This window comes from Aliikangiella sp. G2MR2-5 (assembly GCF_015687155.1).
GTDB lineage: Bacteria > Pseudomonadota > Gammaproteobacteria > Enterobacterales > Kangiellaceae > Aliikangiella.
On record NZ_JADPQF010000007.1, the window covers coordinates 36,334 to 52,364 of the forward strand.

The 16,031-nt window shown below is 40.0% G+C and carries 13 protein-coding genes and 1 riboswitch; of the genes, 3 read left to right on the forward strand and 10 right to left on the reverse strand.

The features are described 5' to 3' along the window. Positions 1-61 precede the first annotated feature (61 nt). The 9 genes from IYN84_RS18355 to IYN84_RS18395 all read right to left on the reverse strand — a co-directional run bounded on the left by IYN84_RS18355 (position 62) and on the right by IYN84_RS18395 (position 10,878). Positions 62-2,185, reverse strand: coding sequence for a UvrD-helicase domain-containing protein (locus IYN84_RS18355; protein WP_196140729.1), 2,124 nt, complete (start codon positions 2,183-2,185; stop codon positions 62-64). Continuing rightward, positions 2,172-4,415, reverse strand: coding sequence for an AAA family ATPase (locus IYN84_RS18360; protein ID WP_196140730.1), 2,244 nt, complete (start codon positions 4,413-4,415; stop codon positions 2,172-2,174). Before IYN84_RS18360 ends, IYN84_RS18355 begins: the two co-directional genes overlap by 14 nt. A gap of 207 nt (positions 4,416-4,622) precedes the next feature. Beyond that, a complete protein-coding gene (locus IYN84_RS18365) occupies positions 4,623-5,549 on the reverse strand; it encodes a hypothetical protein (RefSeq protein ID WP_196140731.1) in 927 nt (308 codons plus the stop codon). A 158-nt stretch (positions 5,550-5,707) separates the two neighbouring features. Continuing rightward, the gene (locus IYN84_RS18370; protein WP_196140732.1) at positions 5,708-5,911 is read right to left on the reverse strand and encodes a hypothetical protein; all 204 of its coding nucleotides are present in this window, start codon (positions 5,909-5,911) and stop codon (positions 5,708-5,710) included. 73 nt (positions 5,912-5,984) lie between these two features. Continuing rightward, complete coding sequence (locus tag IYN84_RS18375; RefSeq protein ID WP_196140733.1) at positions 5,985-6,293, reverse strand: hypothetical protein; 309 nt, start codon at positions 6,291-6,293, stop codon at positions 5,985-5,987. Positions 6,294-6,339: 46 nt separating this feature from the next. Then, the gene (locus tag IYN84_RS18380; protein ID WP_196140734.1) at positions 6,340-6,636 is read right to left on the reverse strand and encodes a hypothetical protein; all 297 of its coding nucleotides are present in this window, start codon (positions 6,634-6,636) and stop codon (positions 6,340-6,342) included. Between the two features lie 374 nt (positions 6,637-7,010). Beyond that, entirely contained in the window at positions 7,011-7,256 is a 246-nt protein-coding gene (locus IYN84_RS18385; protein ID WP_196140735.1) for a hypothetical protein, read from the reverse strand. A 148-nt stretch (positions 7,257-7,404) separates the two neighbouring features. Then, a complete protein-coding gene (locus IYN84_RS18390) occupies positions 7,405-9,597 on the reverse strand; it encodes a winged helix-turn-helix domain-containing protein (protein WP_196140736.1) in 2,193 nt (730 codons plus the stop codon). 96 nt (positions 9,598-9,693) lie between these two features. Next, positions 9,694-10,878 carry a sterol desaturase family protein gene (locus tag IYN84_RS18395; protein WP_196140737.1) on the reverse strand — a complete coding sequence of 395 codons (1,185 nt, stop codon included), beginning with the start codon at positions 10,876-10,878 and terminating at the stop codon, positions 9,694-9,696. Between the two features lie 237 nt (positions 10,879-11,115). After that, positions 11,116-11,390: riboswitch (FMN riboswitch) on the forward strand. 183 nt (positions 11,391-11,573) lie between these two features. Between IYN84_RS18395 and ribB the strand changes: the two genes are divergently transcribed. The 3 genes from ribB to IYN84_RS18410 all read left to right on the forward strand — a co-directional run bounded on the left by ribB (position 11,574) and on the right by IYN84_RS18410 (position 15,170). Then, a complete protein-coding gene (gene ribB / locus IYN84_RS18400; RefSeq protein WP_246723039.1) occupies positions 11,574-12,353 on the forward strand; it encodes a 3,4-dihydroxy-2-butanone-4-phosphate synthase in 780 nt (259 codons plus the stop codon). A gap of 360 nt (positions 12,354-12,713) precedes the next feature. Continuing rightward, positions 12,714-13,280 (forward strand): phosphoglycerate mutase family protein, encoded by a 567-nt coding sequence (locus IYN84_RS18405; RefSeq protein ID WP_196140738.1) that lies wholly within the window; start codon positions 12,714-12,716, stop codon positions 13,278-13,280. A 225-nt stretch (positions 13,281-13,505) separates the two neighbouring features. Then, complete coding sequence (locus tag IYN84_RS18410; protein WP_196140739.1) at positions 13,506-15,170, forward strand: serine hydrolase; 1,665 nt, start codon at positions 13,506-13,508, stop codon at positions 15,168-15,170. Between the two features lie 134 nt (positions 15,171-15,304). Here the strand turns inward: IYN84_RS18410 and IYN84_RS18415 are convergent, their stop codons facing one another. Continuing rightward, positions 15,305-15,898, reverse strand: coding sequence for a hypothetical protein (locus IYN84_RS18415; protein WP_196140740.1), 594 nt, complete (start codon positions 15,896-15,898; stop codon positions 15,305-15,307). Between the last annotated feature and the right edge of the window lie 133 nt (positions 15,899-16,031).

Sequence of the window (16,031 nt, forward strand, 5' to 3'; positions counted from 1 at the left end):
CTCAGTCCTTCAAATTAATTTACTAACCATTTCATGAGTGGCAACCCGCACCTAAGAAAAATCACTTAATTAGAGCTTTCCATTCCAAAATTTCACCAAAAATTGATTCAATTCCACTCCGTATATCTCCTATATCATCAATATACAAGATACGAAGATTCTTTATAGCTCGTGAACACGCCACGTAGAGCAAATTTTTGATACTCTCAAAATCAGAATCAACTTCTTCCTTCTCCCCAGCGGACGTATTTTCTTTGTTAAGTGAACCAATCTTTAAAAAGAAATTTTTTAACTTATCCCTACCTTCCCACCCCCCACCAATGCTATGCTCCATAATAATTGCAACATTCTCATATTCTTCTCCCTTTGTGCCATGGTAGGTATGGAATATAACGTCTTTTCCTTCATCTTTTCTATCTATAAAATCAACCCAGCGATGCCATTGAGCAAGGTCAATATTGAGCAATGCATCAATTTTTCTTTTCTCTTCATCATCAGAAGATGCACCACTACTGGAAGCTATCATTAACTCCTTTACTTTGTTTAGCACATATGTTTTTAAATTCTTTGCGCTATCATCTTCCTTCAAATTGACAGAAAGATTGCTAAGAAAATTTAACCTTAAATTCTGCTCACATTTCTCTTCCTCAATTTCGCCAGACAATGCAACAACAAACTCTCCCAAGTTTAGAGACTTTAACAGCCGTATTCTTTCAAATAGATCATGCGCATCCGCAAATGAAACCCTCCCTTTCATTTTTCCTAAAACATCACCATAGGTAGAGCAGTCGTTTAACATGACTTTATGGAGTTTAATGATACGGTATAATAGTAATATTGAAGGATGAAGCTTTTCTAAATCGTTGGAAAGTAATTTAGTATTTAAATCTTTGTAGTATATATTCGAGTCACTTATAACCCTATGTATATCACCAAATTGGCTAAGTTCAGTGACCAACTTATTTGTTAATATCAAGCAATGAATATCTTTCCTTTTAACACTTTCATCATTGTGTAGATCACTTCTGTAACGATCGATAAAACCTAGTGATATGTCCTTTTTATCTTCAGCACTCGCTGAATAGTAAAACGCCACATCCCCCTGATTTCTATCATCAAAAATTGGCTCTTGAACGATCTCATTATTTCTTATTGCATTGATTTTATCGATGATTTGCTTGTGAGAACGCCTATTAAATACTTTATCTATGCCCATTACTTCTGGATGCATTGCATTAATATGAAGACCAACACCATCATCATATATACTCTGAGCCGTGTCGCCATAATATCCAACCAGCCAGCTCTTCTTATATTTCTTCGCCGCATGATAAAGATTGCTAACAATCTGGATTACTTTTTCATTTGTATCCTGATATTCATCAATGAAAAAATAAGGGTATTTATCAATTACTACACGCTGCAACATCGGATATTGTTCAAATAGTTTACATGCATACTCAAGCAACGTATCATGGCTGAATTTCATGAACTCCAAACGATCCGAGTTAAATCCACTATCATATTCAACCTTCAATTTCTTTTTGGACTCAATATCAGTAATGCAACGCTGATACCGCTCCAATTTATATAATCGTTTCACAACTTCCTTAAAATGCTGAGCGTTACTTATAAGATCAGAAAAAAATATTGGCTTATCTTCTACACCCTCATATGCCGCCTTAAACTCGCCTGCATTCGCATCCCGATTTGCGGTATATACTTCACGATGCTTCATCGCAAAAAATTTAAATTCAGTTTTTTGATCGTCAGAAAGCTTTGCATATTTTTTAAATTTTGTGTTTGTTTCATCTAATAGTTCTTCGGATGTCTTTTTGACGTCTTCTTGCAACTTTTCTAAATGCAATTTGACAAGTTCTTGCTGATAGGGCCGAATCACATCCCACAATCGATCGTGTATGGTTGAAATCAATACAATATCGGAACTACCAAGACGCTCTTTAATTTCTCTAACAGCGACGTTGGTATAGGTTATACAAACAACCTGTTGATTCTTCTTTTCAAGATCAAGTAACTTATTTTTAACTATATATCGGATTGTTTCTACGAGAGCATATGTTTTTCCAGCACCCGCTCCTGCATTAAATCTAAAACTCTCAAATGAGTCCACACAGTCATTCAATTGTTTCTGGACTTGGATTTCTGCGATTTCATTTGGAGTCATTTTTTTCACCTCCGTTCGGGGCAAAAGAAGCATCCAGCCTCCTGGCTAGCCATTCTAATCCTTCTTTAATATACATTGGCAAATCAGGATGATTACCCTCCGAGACAATTATTTTATAAAGAAGAGTATTAGCAAAGTCGCTCTTACTATCTGCTAATTTTCTTTGCAACTCGAACGAACGCTCAACCAGCTTACTTAAATCTTTGCTTTCATCCGTGCCAGCAATGCTCTTATAGATACCTGGCTTATGTGATTTCAATACATCGTTGAGAATATCATTATTATAATTCGTTAAAATCAAGGCTTCTTCAAAGCTCGTTGCATACTGCCCTTCTATAGGTGATTTTTGAAAAACCACGTATAGATTTTCATCGGAAAAATATTCAATTCCTTCCAACTCAACTTTATCAACTGGTTCTAAACCGTCTTCATCCCTTTTTCTATTTTCAAATGTTTTGATCGTATCATTTGTTGTATAACGTCCTTTTAATGACTTTATCTGCCGATATATTTTTTTGTCCTCCTCTTCGGCAGTCTTCCCGCAGAATTGACATTCTTCCCCAGCTAAATGATCGTCGCTCTTTTTATTTTTTTCACAATTCATTCTTTTGATGTCTAAATCTGTAACTATCAAGCATGGAACCTTTAAGGCTTTAACTAATGGGTAGTAGAGCTTTCCATGGGCTCCATTAATATTGAACACAGAGATATAGCAACCTCTTAGCGTCTTGTTCTGGTCCAGATAAAATTGCAATACCGTTTCTTCTGTAACACCCTCTACAAAAATCACAGCGTCAGTAAAGAAAAGCTCTGAAACTTTATATTTAATATGTTTTTTTATGAATTTTAACCCTTCATTCTCCGCATAATTTTCTTCACCACAAACGATCTTATCATTCAACTGAACAGCTTCTGCATTTTTATTTACGGAGGTTAAATAGTTGATGTTATCAAATGAGTTGCAGCTATGAACTTTGCTATTCACTATATGGGAAGAATGTGTGGTTATTGCGATCTGGCAGTATAATTCCTTTCCTAAACTCTTCCCTTCCTTTTTTGAAATCTCCAGTACCTTCTTAACAGCAGAGTCGATACGGGTAATAAAGAATTCCTGCATCTGAGGATGCATGAATGCCTCAGGTTCTTCAATAAAAAGAAGGTTTATCTGATTTCGAAAGCTTTCATCTTCATACCCATCTACATAGTGAATAATTTCTCCAATAATATTCAAAAGATTTACATATCCCAGCCCAAACTGATTTTCCGGTATATAATCTTCACCTTCACTAAAACTGTATCTTATCAGTCGTTTTAAAATTAAGTCTTCCGTAACATCTCCGCTCAAACCCACGCCTACATGATTATTACTCTCAATCTCCTTTAATACTTCTGTTATGGTTTCCCCCTTATCACTTACCGAATTATCGATTAATTCATTTATTTTATCGATTTCCTCGCCTAGTCTTTTTTTATCTTCTTCGTTGGCAGAGAACTGGGATGAAATTATCTTCTGGTATATATCGGATAGCACGTGATCGCTTAAGTGACGGTTAGCTTTGATCTCTTTAACTTTAATTAGCTCACCTATAGACGGGTCTGTAACTTCAACTCCAGAGGCGGTGTGATAGGTTAGCTTGAATAACTTATCATCCTTCATAAAATCACAAAGCTTTTCTAGCTTTCTCAACGAAGATAGCTTTGTGTCCTTAAACTTCGAATAATCTGCATTTATTATACTCACCAGCTGATTACGAAAAGCCTCCTCTTCCTTTATCTGGCACCTAACTATAATGGTTACCAGATCAGGTATTTCTGAGCTGATCGACACAAACTGATATAGATTATTGACAATATCGCTACCTTCATCTTCAAACTCATTTATGTTTACTCTCACTGTCAATTTAAATTCTAAATGTGGAGTTTCCAATCCATCTACAAAACCCTCTTCTTTAAACTTTAACTCATAGGCCTCTATTAACGTTCTGAGATAATCCATATTGAAATCATAGGCACTAGGCTTCTTTTTCTCAGAAACGAGGTTTAGTGCTCTTGCGACCGTAGTTTTTCCAGTATTATTTTTACCGATGATAAGCGTACTAGATGGTGCAATTAGAGATGATTTATCTTCTTTTTCTCTCGCTTTGATAGCTTTTGAATTTACGAAGTAGATGGTATTATTCTTATCCCTAAATTTTCGGAAATTCTTGATTGTCACAGATTCTAGAAACATTTATTTTCCTTAATTTCACCTAAGTGATTTACTTGATTGCATTAGAGTATTCTTCGATTAATCTGCCAGCAAATAGACAAATAATTTCGATACCTATGTCCGCTATGAGTCGAAAATTGACTATCACGTTAATTTATTCAATGTCCGCTTCAAGATAATAGCTGCTATTAAAAACCACCTAACATCACTTCCTCAATATCACTCTCTCTACGCCCCCAAAACCTCATCCACTTCATTAAACCAACTATCCCTATGCTCAATCCTCTCCCTATGCAACCCACTCTCAAAAAGCTCCGCCCTGGATAACCCCGACAAAACTCCCCAATCATTTTCAATCACATAAGTCGCACTATTAATCTGCATGCTTTCCAACAAAAACAAACGCTTCTCCGGAAACCCAAAAAACCAGTCCCCAGTAAATCCTGCTCTTCCAATGGCAATAAATTCGGGACCAAAAAGATTAATCGACATCAGTCTTTTGTTAATCACCTTACGATTCCCGACAGAAATTTTTTTCACTATTTTGTCAACTATTGGCTCTAGTTCATTCCACAATTTTTTACCGGCTGCCAGCACTTCCCAGTTTAATTTTTTTAGAGGCGCTCGAATGACCGATTCGGAAGTGGCAATTAAAATTTCACACTGACCAAAAATTTCCAGAAACAGATTAATCACATGAATAAGCAACGCTTCATTTTCCGGTAGAAACACAATCGAATCAGCGACAATTAACTTCTCACCCTGCCCGTTACTCGCAATGCATAACTCAACAGCAGGCGGCGGAATTGTTTTTCTGGGATATCGTTCATAGGGCACATTGAGTATTTTCGATTTTTCCACATAGTCATACTGACCACGATACTCCTTCCATACCCACTCCTGCTGCCGGTAGTGAGTCTCTTTCGGTTGGTCTTTCAGCAAAATCTCTCTGCCTTGAGCATTAAACTGGCTAACTTTACCAAGCGCTTCCGGTAATACAGATTCTCCGGGAGTCAACTGCTCACTAAAACCAATATCAACCGCCATCTGATGATTGACTAGCTCACTACGCACGCTCACCACTAGCGGCTCGCCTTGCCGAAATCTTTTGGTATAGGCGGTCAGAGTTTTGATTCTTTTTTTTGTAATAACCATAGATACTGCTTTTTTCTATGTTTGGCTTTAAGCTTTAAATAATTGCCAGCGTTTATCCATACAGATAGCATTAATTATTGATACTGTTAATTACTGATACCGCTAACCAGTGCCATATCCGTCAAACTGCTGTATTTTAAAAATCCGGTTAACGCCAGTTATTTGATTCGCCCTAAAGGAGAACAGAAACGACAGGCATCGACGTTTTGGAAAAAACGACTAGCTTCAACCACTGCGTCTTCACAGCAAAAAAAACCACCCAGCAGTTTTTTATCTTTCGGCAGGTATATGCAGCACTCCTTGTGTACTTCATGTTCCCCACTGCACTGCGCTTCATTACTTACAAAGTAGAAATCCATCATCACTTTAACCTTTGTTTTTATTTTCAATTGTTAAACAACTAACTTGATGGCCCACTAATCCCTTAACAAACTACTAGCGCTTAAACCAGGCCATCTTCCAGTTACCCGCCACCCAGCTAACAACTCTTCGCTGGCTCCTGAAGCTTTCCGGCATCTTGCCGCGGATTAACATTTCAATCATTTTTGCATCATTATCGGGACTCAATTCATGAATAGCGATAATTTGATTAATCATGTAGAGCATTTGCTCACCCTCTCGTCGGTCAAATGCCGTATGATCGGGCCAGCCACTAATATTCGGATGGTCCTCCGAATAGTGGGTCCACTGATAATCTTTAAAAAGCAAATCGTCTTTTTCTACTGCGCGATTTTTCAACTTCACTAATAACTTCTCTTTTGGTTACCGATCCCACAGGGATTCTGGTTACTTAACCCACGGGGGAAAAAACATTGATCAGGATCCGCTCTTCTTCATTGTCGCGACTCTGATCCCGACTCCACAGAATGAAATCCCGCAAACCCTCGGACATGCAGGCAATGGCTTCCAAAGTATTAGCCTTTGCATCAAAAGGAACAACAAAACAGCCACCGGGTTGGAATTCGCTCATTTTTGACACAGGAGAAACATTCTCCATCAAGTCACGCGCTTTCTGGTGGGTTACTTCAAGTAATTGTGGTTCGCTGACTTCCACCACAATCAGAACACTTTTCCCTGGATCGGTCATTGCTACTACTCTTTTGGCTACTTAATACACAAGGCTGATAAAAAGATCTGAAACTTTCGTTAGCAGACCCATTACAAGTCCCTATGGAAATCCCTTTCCCGTTCTGATTTCCTTTCCTGCTGGAAGTCCTTTTCCTCAGTATCCCTGCCGCCTGGAATTCCCTGCGTCAATATCCGTGACTTTGAATTTGCTTATTTAAACTGTCTGCTTATCTGAACCCTTGAGTTAGTTGAAGCTTTTACCGACCTGAGCGAATTACCTATCTAAAGAGTGATTTATCTAAAGCATGACCCATCTAAAGAATTATCCGTCTAAAGAATGCTCCGTCTAAAGACTTGTTTACCGAAATGATTCACTCGTATCCGGTACAGTGACTAGCTGCCTGGAGGAGGATCTTCATCCCCATTACTTGAATCATCCGCCGGAGGCTCTTCCGGCCATATCAAACATTCAGGATAAGGCTCACAATAAAGAACAATAGGATCATCATTGGGATTACCATTAATAAGCAGGTTGTCGCTATTGCTTTGAGTCTCTTCTTCCTGAGGGGCAGCTAGCACTAAAATAGACCCGAGAAGTAGACTGATAAACACACACAATCTGACGAGTGATTTATACATTGGGCGACTCCTTTGAAAACAATCCCATAAGCGAGATAAAACTCAATGAAGTCTTAGGATTAACCAATAATTGCCAAATAGTAGAATGAAGATGGATGAAAACCGATGAAGATCACGCGATTATCATCCCTCTATGAGATATATGTCGTTATTTGACTAATATTTGCGCAAGATTAGTATCGGAAGGAGTACGCTTGGTCCAGAAAATTTTTCCCTGTCTGGCATCCAGAGTGAATCGTCGTGACTCTGCCTTTGCAATAATTTCTTCTTTTTGGGTCTCCAGGTTGGTCCTAAGGAGTTTCATTCCTCCTTCCATTTTGGCTACCTGATAAACCCATGATCCGCTGATCTGAAATTGCTCATAAAATTGAATATCGTGGAGACGAACACCGGTATCAATTATCTCATTTTGAGCTGTTAATCGATATAAATTATCTTCGCCTTTACGCGTGAAAAACAGACAGTCTTTATCCGCATTGCGGTTTGCTACTTTATTCCGCTCGTTTGCATTTGCATGGACATTTTGATTGTTTGCTTTGTTGTTTTCAGTTTCGATCTGATCCTCGGCAGTCAAAGACAGATTACGGCAGGGCTTGGCGTAAAATCCTTCCGTTAAAACCTGACGGACCTGAATATCATTCAAACGACGTTTTTCCAGTTGCCAGCGCGACTCATCCTTCACCGAATAAATAATGCTGGTGCCATCATCGCTAAAAGTAGGAAAGGCATGGGCGTTATGCTGGTTTTTACTCTGAAATATCAACTCGCCACTTTCTATGTTCATTATAAAAAGCTGTGCATTGGTGGTATAAGCCAGATAACGCGCATCCTTATCGATCGCCAGATTGATCAGGCGAAGGTTTTCTTCAAATCGAGTAAGTTGAGTCAAAGCCCCGTTTTTGGCCTTTAGCCAAATCTGGGACAAACCTGAGCGTGAAGACACAAATGCCAGCGCCCCGGTATTTTCGGCAACCGTCGGCATGGAATCATTAAAGGCTGATGACACCACCACATTATCTTCGACTGAATATCCGGCTGAACCTGCGCCATTCCCCAACAGAGTCGATTCCACTGCCCTGAGATCAAAAGACTGAATATCAGAGGAGATTAAATCCCCCTGCATAAAACCAAAAGTATCACCGCTTATTCTAAAAGGTGCATAGACCGGACTTGCAGCTTCGAGCAACGGCTCGATACTTTTATCCTGCAGAGAAATTTCCAGTAGTTGACCGGCGCCGCCGCGAAACACCAGACCACTACCCTGCTTGTTCCAGGCAACCGAGATCAATGCTCGCGGCACAGAAATAACCGATTCTAGGACCTGGGTTTGTGGATCAAAAGTCAGGATTTCTGTCTTACTCCAACCATGGTTCCTCAAAATAGCCCACAGTCGACTCTCGGGTGAGTAGGTTAATGCCAGATCACCATGTCCTCCTACCGGCGGTTTGGTAACCAGCCTTGAACTACCACTATCAATATTAATCGCTTCAATATGATAAGGGTCTGCTTTATTGCCCTTTGTGGAATAATAAAGCGTTGTATCGTCCTGCCAATCCATATAGACAGAAAGCATACCGGCAGGAAGTGTTACCAACACTCGACTATTGTTTAGTCGTTTTTCCCGCCAATCCAGATCGGCGATAACAATTTCACTGCGCGTACCTGTGTAGCGGTGATAAACCAGCTGTCGTCCGGATGGCGAAAAACGAGCGCGTCTGGCATTGGACTCAGCTTCAACCAGACGAAAATAATTTTCTTCACCCCGCTTTTTTATCACCAGTTCCCAAAATTTATGACCAAATGGGCGATGTGAAAATACAACATACTCTCCATCCGGGCTGGTATGCCCGTCCATTTCCTGACCCTTAAGTGAAGTGACCTGGGTTATTCGCTGCTGGTTTAGCAGTGGTCTTTGTTCTGAGGTTAACCACACTACCAGAGTGATCAAAAGAGCGCTGGCGATAGCTATGGAAGACACCAGCCCATAATGCCCGATGCCCGGGTTCTTGACCTGGTTAACTTTGGCAATGAAACGATAGCCTTTTTTAGGAATGGTTTCGATGTAGACTGGATCCGCTGCATTATCACCCAGTCGAGCACGGATTTTCTTTATATGTGTGAGAATATTATCCTGAGTGAGAACACGTCCATCAGCCACAAGATCCAGCAGCTCATTTTTGGACACAACTCTGTGTTGGTTACGATAAAGATGCGAAAGGATACTGGCCTCGGTTGGCGTCAAACGAATTGTTTTGGTTGCACCCTTTCTCTTAAGTTCTCTTGTCGCTGTTCGATATAAAAAATCTCCCAGCCAAATTTTTTCGTTGTTATTTTCGCTCATCCTAAATACTGCTTTTTAACTTCTTTATTGTCGACGGCTTTCAAATTTCTACGTATGAGATAACAGTCCCTGTTTATTTCACAAAAAAGAATTTTTTTATTCTTTTTTAAATACCTTTAAAGGATAGAATAGCTGACCCAGATAAGTCGCGGGTAATTTTTTGGTCGTACCATAGTCTGCCGGCCAATGTTTCCCGGGCATATGATAGGTTCCAAATAACCAGTCAAATATCACCAGATGGGCAGAATAGTTAGTATCGATTGCAGGCTTTTCTGAACTATGATGCCAATGATGAAACTGTGGTGTTACCAAAATATACTTGAGCGGACCAAAAGGCAAACGAGTATTGCAATGAATCAACACCGCTTGCAATGCAGCGAAGGCAACATAAATATCCAGCGCGGCCTTGTCTGCACCAAGAAGATACAGAGGTACCATAACCATGGCTCTCTCAGAAAAAATCTGAATAAAATGTCCCCGAGAGCCGGCAAGCCAATCCATAGTCTCAACGGAATGATGAACCGCATGAATCGGCCACAATGGCTTTACTTCATGAAAGATACGATGTTCCCAATAGAGAACAAAGTCGGCACAAAGAATAATAGCGATAACCTGAAGCCATATCGGAAGTGTGCGAATACTCTCTTGCAAACTGTCACTAACAGCCCATTCAAAATGGCTGACATGGTAGTTGGCGTATAGCAGGATTGCCGAAATAGCCAAATGATTAAAACAGAAATAGAAAAGATCAAGTCCCCACTCTTTTCGCAAAATCACCTGTTCTTTATACTTGGGTAATAGTTTCTCCAGTGTCATAAAGATAAAAGCCGAACCGAGAAAGGCAAGAATTAACCAGTCTACTCCCAGTGACAGCTCTCTTGGCTCAACACCTTTGACCGGAATACTATATCCCCCCAGAGCAAAACCTATCCCGGTGAGCACAATACCTATGCTCCCCATTTTGCGGTATTTTCCCAGGACAAAAGTCAAAATACCGAAGAACAGGGAAAAATACATGGCATACTTGAGTAACTGCTGGAGTTGTCTTGCATCATAGGCCTGACGCAATTCACCAGTGGTCAGGTAAGATGGATAGAGGTAGGCAAAAACCGCGAGTAAACTTAAACTGCCGAGAAAGACCGAAATATAACCGCTGATTTTCCCTTCGCCAAGACGGAATGCTCGCTCACTTTCCAGTGGAACCTGGCGTTCACGATAATCGTAACTTTGAGTTGACTCCCGACTTTCCTGAACTTTTTGGGTATTCGACTTGTTAGGCATAGCTCTTCTTTCACTTTGCTAAATATTAATTCAGCTTAGATAGTTGGCCGGCAATTGTCCATATCCCTTTCGGACAAAATTAAAGTAGCAAAATTTGTTACAAAAGGTAGCGCATTCTTTAACAGAAATAAAATTGAAAAAAAATGTAATCTACCGATTCCAGAAAAAATATTTCCTTCTAATTAACTCGAAGATAATTTATTATCTCGGTGCGGTAAAAATGCCGTTTACAATTAGATTAATTCTCAGGGCGGGGTGAAATTCCCCACCGGCGGTAGTTTCCTTGAAATCATTTACTGAGTTTCAGGGAAAAAGCCCGCGAGCGCTTTTTTGTTTTTAGCAGGTTGAAAAATCATCAGTGATTGCACTGTGATAGTTAATTTGCTGTGATAGTTAATTTACTGTGATAGTTGATACACGGTGATAATTAATCAACTGCTAACAAGAAAGGTCAAGCAGATCTGGTCAAAATCCAGAGCCGACGGTTACAGTCCGGATGGGAGAGAATGAAGCAGTATTAAAGCTTGCCTTTAGTGCTAACAGTTTGTCATGCCTGTGCAGCTTGGACTTTTGTTAGGTTCAACTTTAATAAGGACCAATTTTTATTAGGTTCAACTTTTATTAGCTCCAAAATTCAGGCAGGATTTGCTGTGCCTTCTCACGCCCTGATTCATGTACCAATAAGAGGAATTACCATGAATCAGCTATTATCAAACCAGCCAGTTGCGGCACGATCAGTCACAACTCAATCAGTCACAGCTCAATCAAATAACGCTCAATCAATTGAAGAACATTCAATGTTAAAGCAGGCATCAGCCTCTGCTGAACATTGTTCGCTCATCCGTTTTGGCAATGCTGTGGAACGAGTCAACAAAGCGCTCGCTGCTTTACAAGCAGGACAGGGAGTATTACTTGTCGACGACGAAGATAGAGAGAATGAGGGGGATTTAATTTTCTCGACTCAGTTTTTGTGTGAGCAACAAATGGCAATGTTAATCAGAGAGTGCAGCGGTATTGTTTGTCTGTGTCTCACCGAAGAAAAAATAAATCAGCTTAAATTGCCTATGATGGTTGATCAAAACACCAGCCGACATGGAACGGCCTTTACCGTGTCGATTGAGGCAGCCCGGGGAGTAACAACGGGTGTTTCCGCCAAAGATCGAGTAACCACTGTGCGAGCAGCTACATCATTAGCAGCATGCGAGTCGGACTTGAGTCGGCCTGGACATATTTTTCCTCTAAAAGCTCATAAAGACGGAGTTTTGGGTCGCCGGGGCCATACCGAAGGCACGATCGATCTGATGAAGCTAGCAAATCTCGAGCCTGCAGGCGTTTTGTGTGAGCTAACCAACAAAGACGGAACTATGGCCAAACTCCCGCAAATCATTTCTTTTGCTGAACAACATGAAATGGTGGTATTGAGTGTTGAGGATATTGTTCAATATCGATGTTCACAACAGGCTATAGCCAGTTAATGACCTCCGCCTGCCAGTCCTGTCGCTGCAGGCGGAGTCTATCTTGAATGAGTCTATCTTGAATGAGCCTATCTTGAATGAGCCTATCTTGAATGAGCCTTTCTTGAATGAGCCTTTCTTGAATGAGTCTATCTTGACAGAAACTATCTGGACAGAAACAATAACTGACTTTAAACATGTTCCAGTTCAGCAGAATAAGACCTGTTAACAAAAATCTGCTGTGACAACTCGCTAATTTGGGATAGCATGTTGTAACACAGGAATCTTTCGATAATAAGCACGAATCTTTCGGTAATAAACACGAATCTTTCGGTAATAAATAAAAGTCTTTTGATAGAAATATTAACTAGCGGATCTAACATGAAAAAGCTGATTCTCAAAATCACCAACACATTGATTACCATCAGTCTGGGTTTTCTTATCATCACCGGCGCGACAGCAGATTCCTCTCAATCGTCAGTTAATCAGGTATCTGCAACCCCTGATAACAATACTTTTACGCTTTACTTTGTTCGTCATGCGGAAAAAGCAAACGAGCCAAAGACAGATCCAGAACTGACCGTCCAGGGTCACGAACGAGCAAAAAATCTGGCGACAATGCTTTCCAAAACAGCCTTGAGCAAAATCTATAGCACGCGCTATCAAAGAACCTTGCAAACAGCTGCAGTAAGCGCCGACATAAAAGCTCTGGTAGTTACTCATTACGACCCTCGTCAGCTCAAAGAATTTGCCGACAAGCTATTGCAGGATAAAGTTTCCGCTCTGGTTGTCGGGCATAGCAATACCACTCCGACTCTAATCAGACTGATAGGAGGAAAAGCTGAAAATATTGACGAATCCAGGTATGGTGATCTGTTCCAGCTCATCATCGACAAATCCAGCCTGAAAGTAGTTGCTACTAACCTGTTACAGATTCCGGCGCGCTGAACAACTTCTGTTAGCTTCATCGTCCTTTCTTTTTTAACAGGTAAATACCTCCCTGCTTTTTTTCAGTCGTTGAGCCCAGTTAATATTTAAAGGTAAATTTATGTAAACAGAAGAGACTTCTATTGCGTTTATAGTAAACCTTCATTCAAAATATCTTCGTTAATAGTAATCCAATAAATTCTCATTTTTGAGTTTTACCTCTATTTAATCTTTAAGGAAAAATAAATGCTAAAAACAGGAATTCTGATACTGATATCGTTTATTACTTTGACTACACATGCCCAGATCCCGCAAAGCAAAGAAATCGATAAACTTTTCAGCGAATGGGATAAACCTGATACGCCTGGCGGTGCTTTAGGGATTATTCAGAATGGCAAGTTGATTTACAGTAGAGGCTACGGTATGGCCAACCTGGATTACGACATCGCGAATTCACCAAAAACAGTTTTTAGAATTGCGTCTACCTCAAAGCAATTCACAGCCGCAAGTATTATTCTTCTGGTGCAAAAAGGAAAGCTTGGCCTTGACGATCCTTTGACAGATTTTTTTCCAGAGTTTCCAGATTACGCCAGGCAGATCACTATTCGCCATTTGTTGCATCATACCAGTGGTATACGTGACTACCTGACCTTATCTTATCTTTCCGGTTTGGATGAGAATGACCATTATACTGACAAGGAAATCATGAAATGGCTGATTAACCAGAAAACCAACAATTTCAAGCCCGGTGAAAATTTTCTCTACAGTAATTCAGGTTACTGGCTACTCGGAAAAATCGTCGAAAAAGTCACAGGAAGGAGTATGGCAGAATTCGCTGAAAACGAAATATTCAAACCTTTAAAAATGAATAACACTCACTTTCATAATGACCATACCATGATAGTTAAAAACCGTGCATCCGGTTATTCCCCATTGCAAGATGGAAGCTTTAAGATCGACATGACAACACTGGACATGATTGGCGACGGTGGAGTATTTACCACCATCGAAGACATGAAAAAGTGGGATGATGCAAGTTATCAATCCGATATACTCAATAAAGATTTCTGGACTATGATGGAAACAACTGGAAAGCTGAACAATGGAGCGGCAATTGAGTATTCGGCAGGCCTTGGAGTCAGAGAATTTTATGGTTTAAAAATGATTAGTCATGGTGGTGCTTTTGTTGGCTACCGAGCCAATTATATACGTTTTCCGCAAGAGAAATTCACTATTGTTATTCTGGCCAATCGAAGCGACGCTCGCGTCGATCAAAAAGCGTTGCAAATTGTTGACTTGTTTTTGAAAGATAAATTTCAGAAGCCGGAATCAAGAAAAAAAGTAGACAGTGTTAAATCCGAAGCGCTCAAGCTAAGCGAAAAGGAATTAAAGCAGTGGCAAGGCGATTACTGGTACCCTGCACTGAATTTTTCAAGAAGCATTGTATTTAAAGATAACGCACTATTTTATCAGCGAGGCTCGGACGATGGAGACAGACTGGTTCCAATTGCGAAAAACCAGTTTACTATGGAAAGTAATGATCGCGTAATTATTACCTTTAGCATGAATAAAGATAAGGTGGCTGCATTTTCCTTTAAGTATGGCGGTGAACTACCGGATATTGCCACAAGATATGAGAGCGTGAACTACGATAGTGAAGAATTTGGCGCATTTTCTGGACGCTTCTATAGTGAAGAGCTTGATACGACCTATGATCTTAAATTGCAAGATAACAAGCTTTCAATTTTTATCAATGGAGAAAAATTCTCAACCTTACGTTCTATCATGACAGACTTGTTAACCGATGATAAATTTGGCACTTTCTCTTTTAATCGTGGCAGTGACGGAGCGATAAAAAGTTTTACTCTTGCAGCAGGCAGAGTCAAAAACATGGTGTTCTTAAAGAAATAGTCTCTTGAAAAAAAGCCGATTTACACATTTGAAATGTAAATCGGCTTGCTAGACAGGCTTGTGACATTTAGTTGTAATATCTAGTTGTGATATTTAATTGCTGCGTCAACTTACCACCAATAGTCACGCTGTAACTAACTTGCTTTATTGGTCGCCTTTGAGTTTGCCTGATCAAGTTCTCGAATAATGTTTTCAACTCTCACCACAGAATTATAGGGCGCAACCAGAATAATGGAATGGCTTCTGCCATGACTGGCCATATGCCCGTCAACACGCACAAGAGAGCGTAGTAGTGGAAGCACTTCACCAGCGCTCAGACTACCGGTATCGATTATTTTGGTTACCCACAGGTTACCATGCTCTAACTTATCACCCGCGCTTATTTGTGGTACCGGATATTGTTTAACCAGACTAACTGGAAGAATATTGACAATACCCTCAATTTCCACTGCAGCCATTCCATTCAAATCGATAATGGAGAGAAGCTCATTGTAGTTAACATTCTCTTCTTCAATACCGTAGGCTACAACTTCACTCCGGCTGTTAGCGTGTACCATGAACTGCTTACTGGTCTTTTTACTTACTGCATTTAATAGTTTTGACAACTTAACCTTTTTCTCTTCAACGGCTAGTGCATAGGAGCGCTCATTTGAGACACTACTCTTTGCTTCAGTAACTGTCGGCAAGGTTAAAAGCGCCAAAATAACGACATAAGGTAAAAACTTCATATTCATCTCCATTGATTGGTAACTGGTAAATTTTGTAAAAATCTGAACAATTGATTCAGGTTTATGTAAAAAACGATGATTCTTTGAAAAAGGGTCAAATCAAATGATTAGATATCGATCTAGATACGTTTGA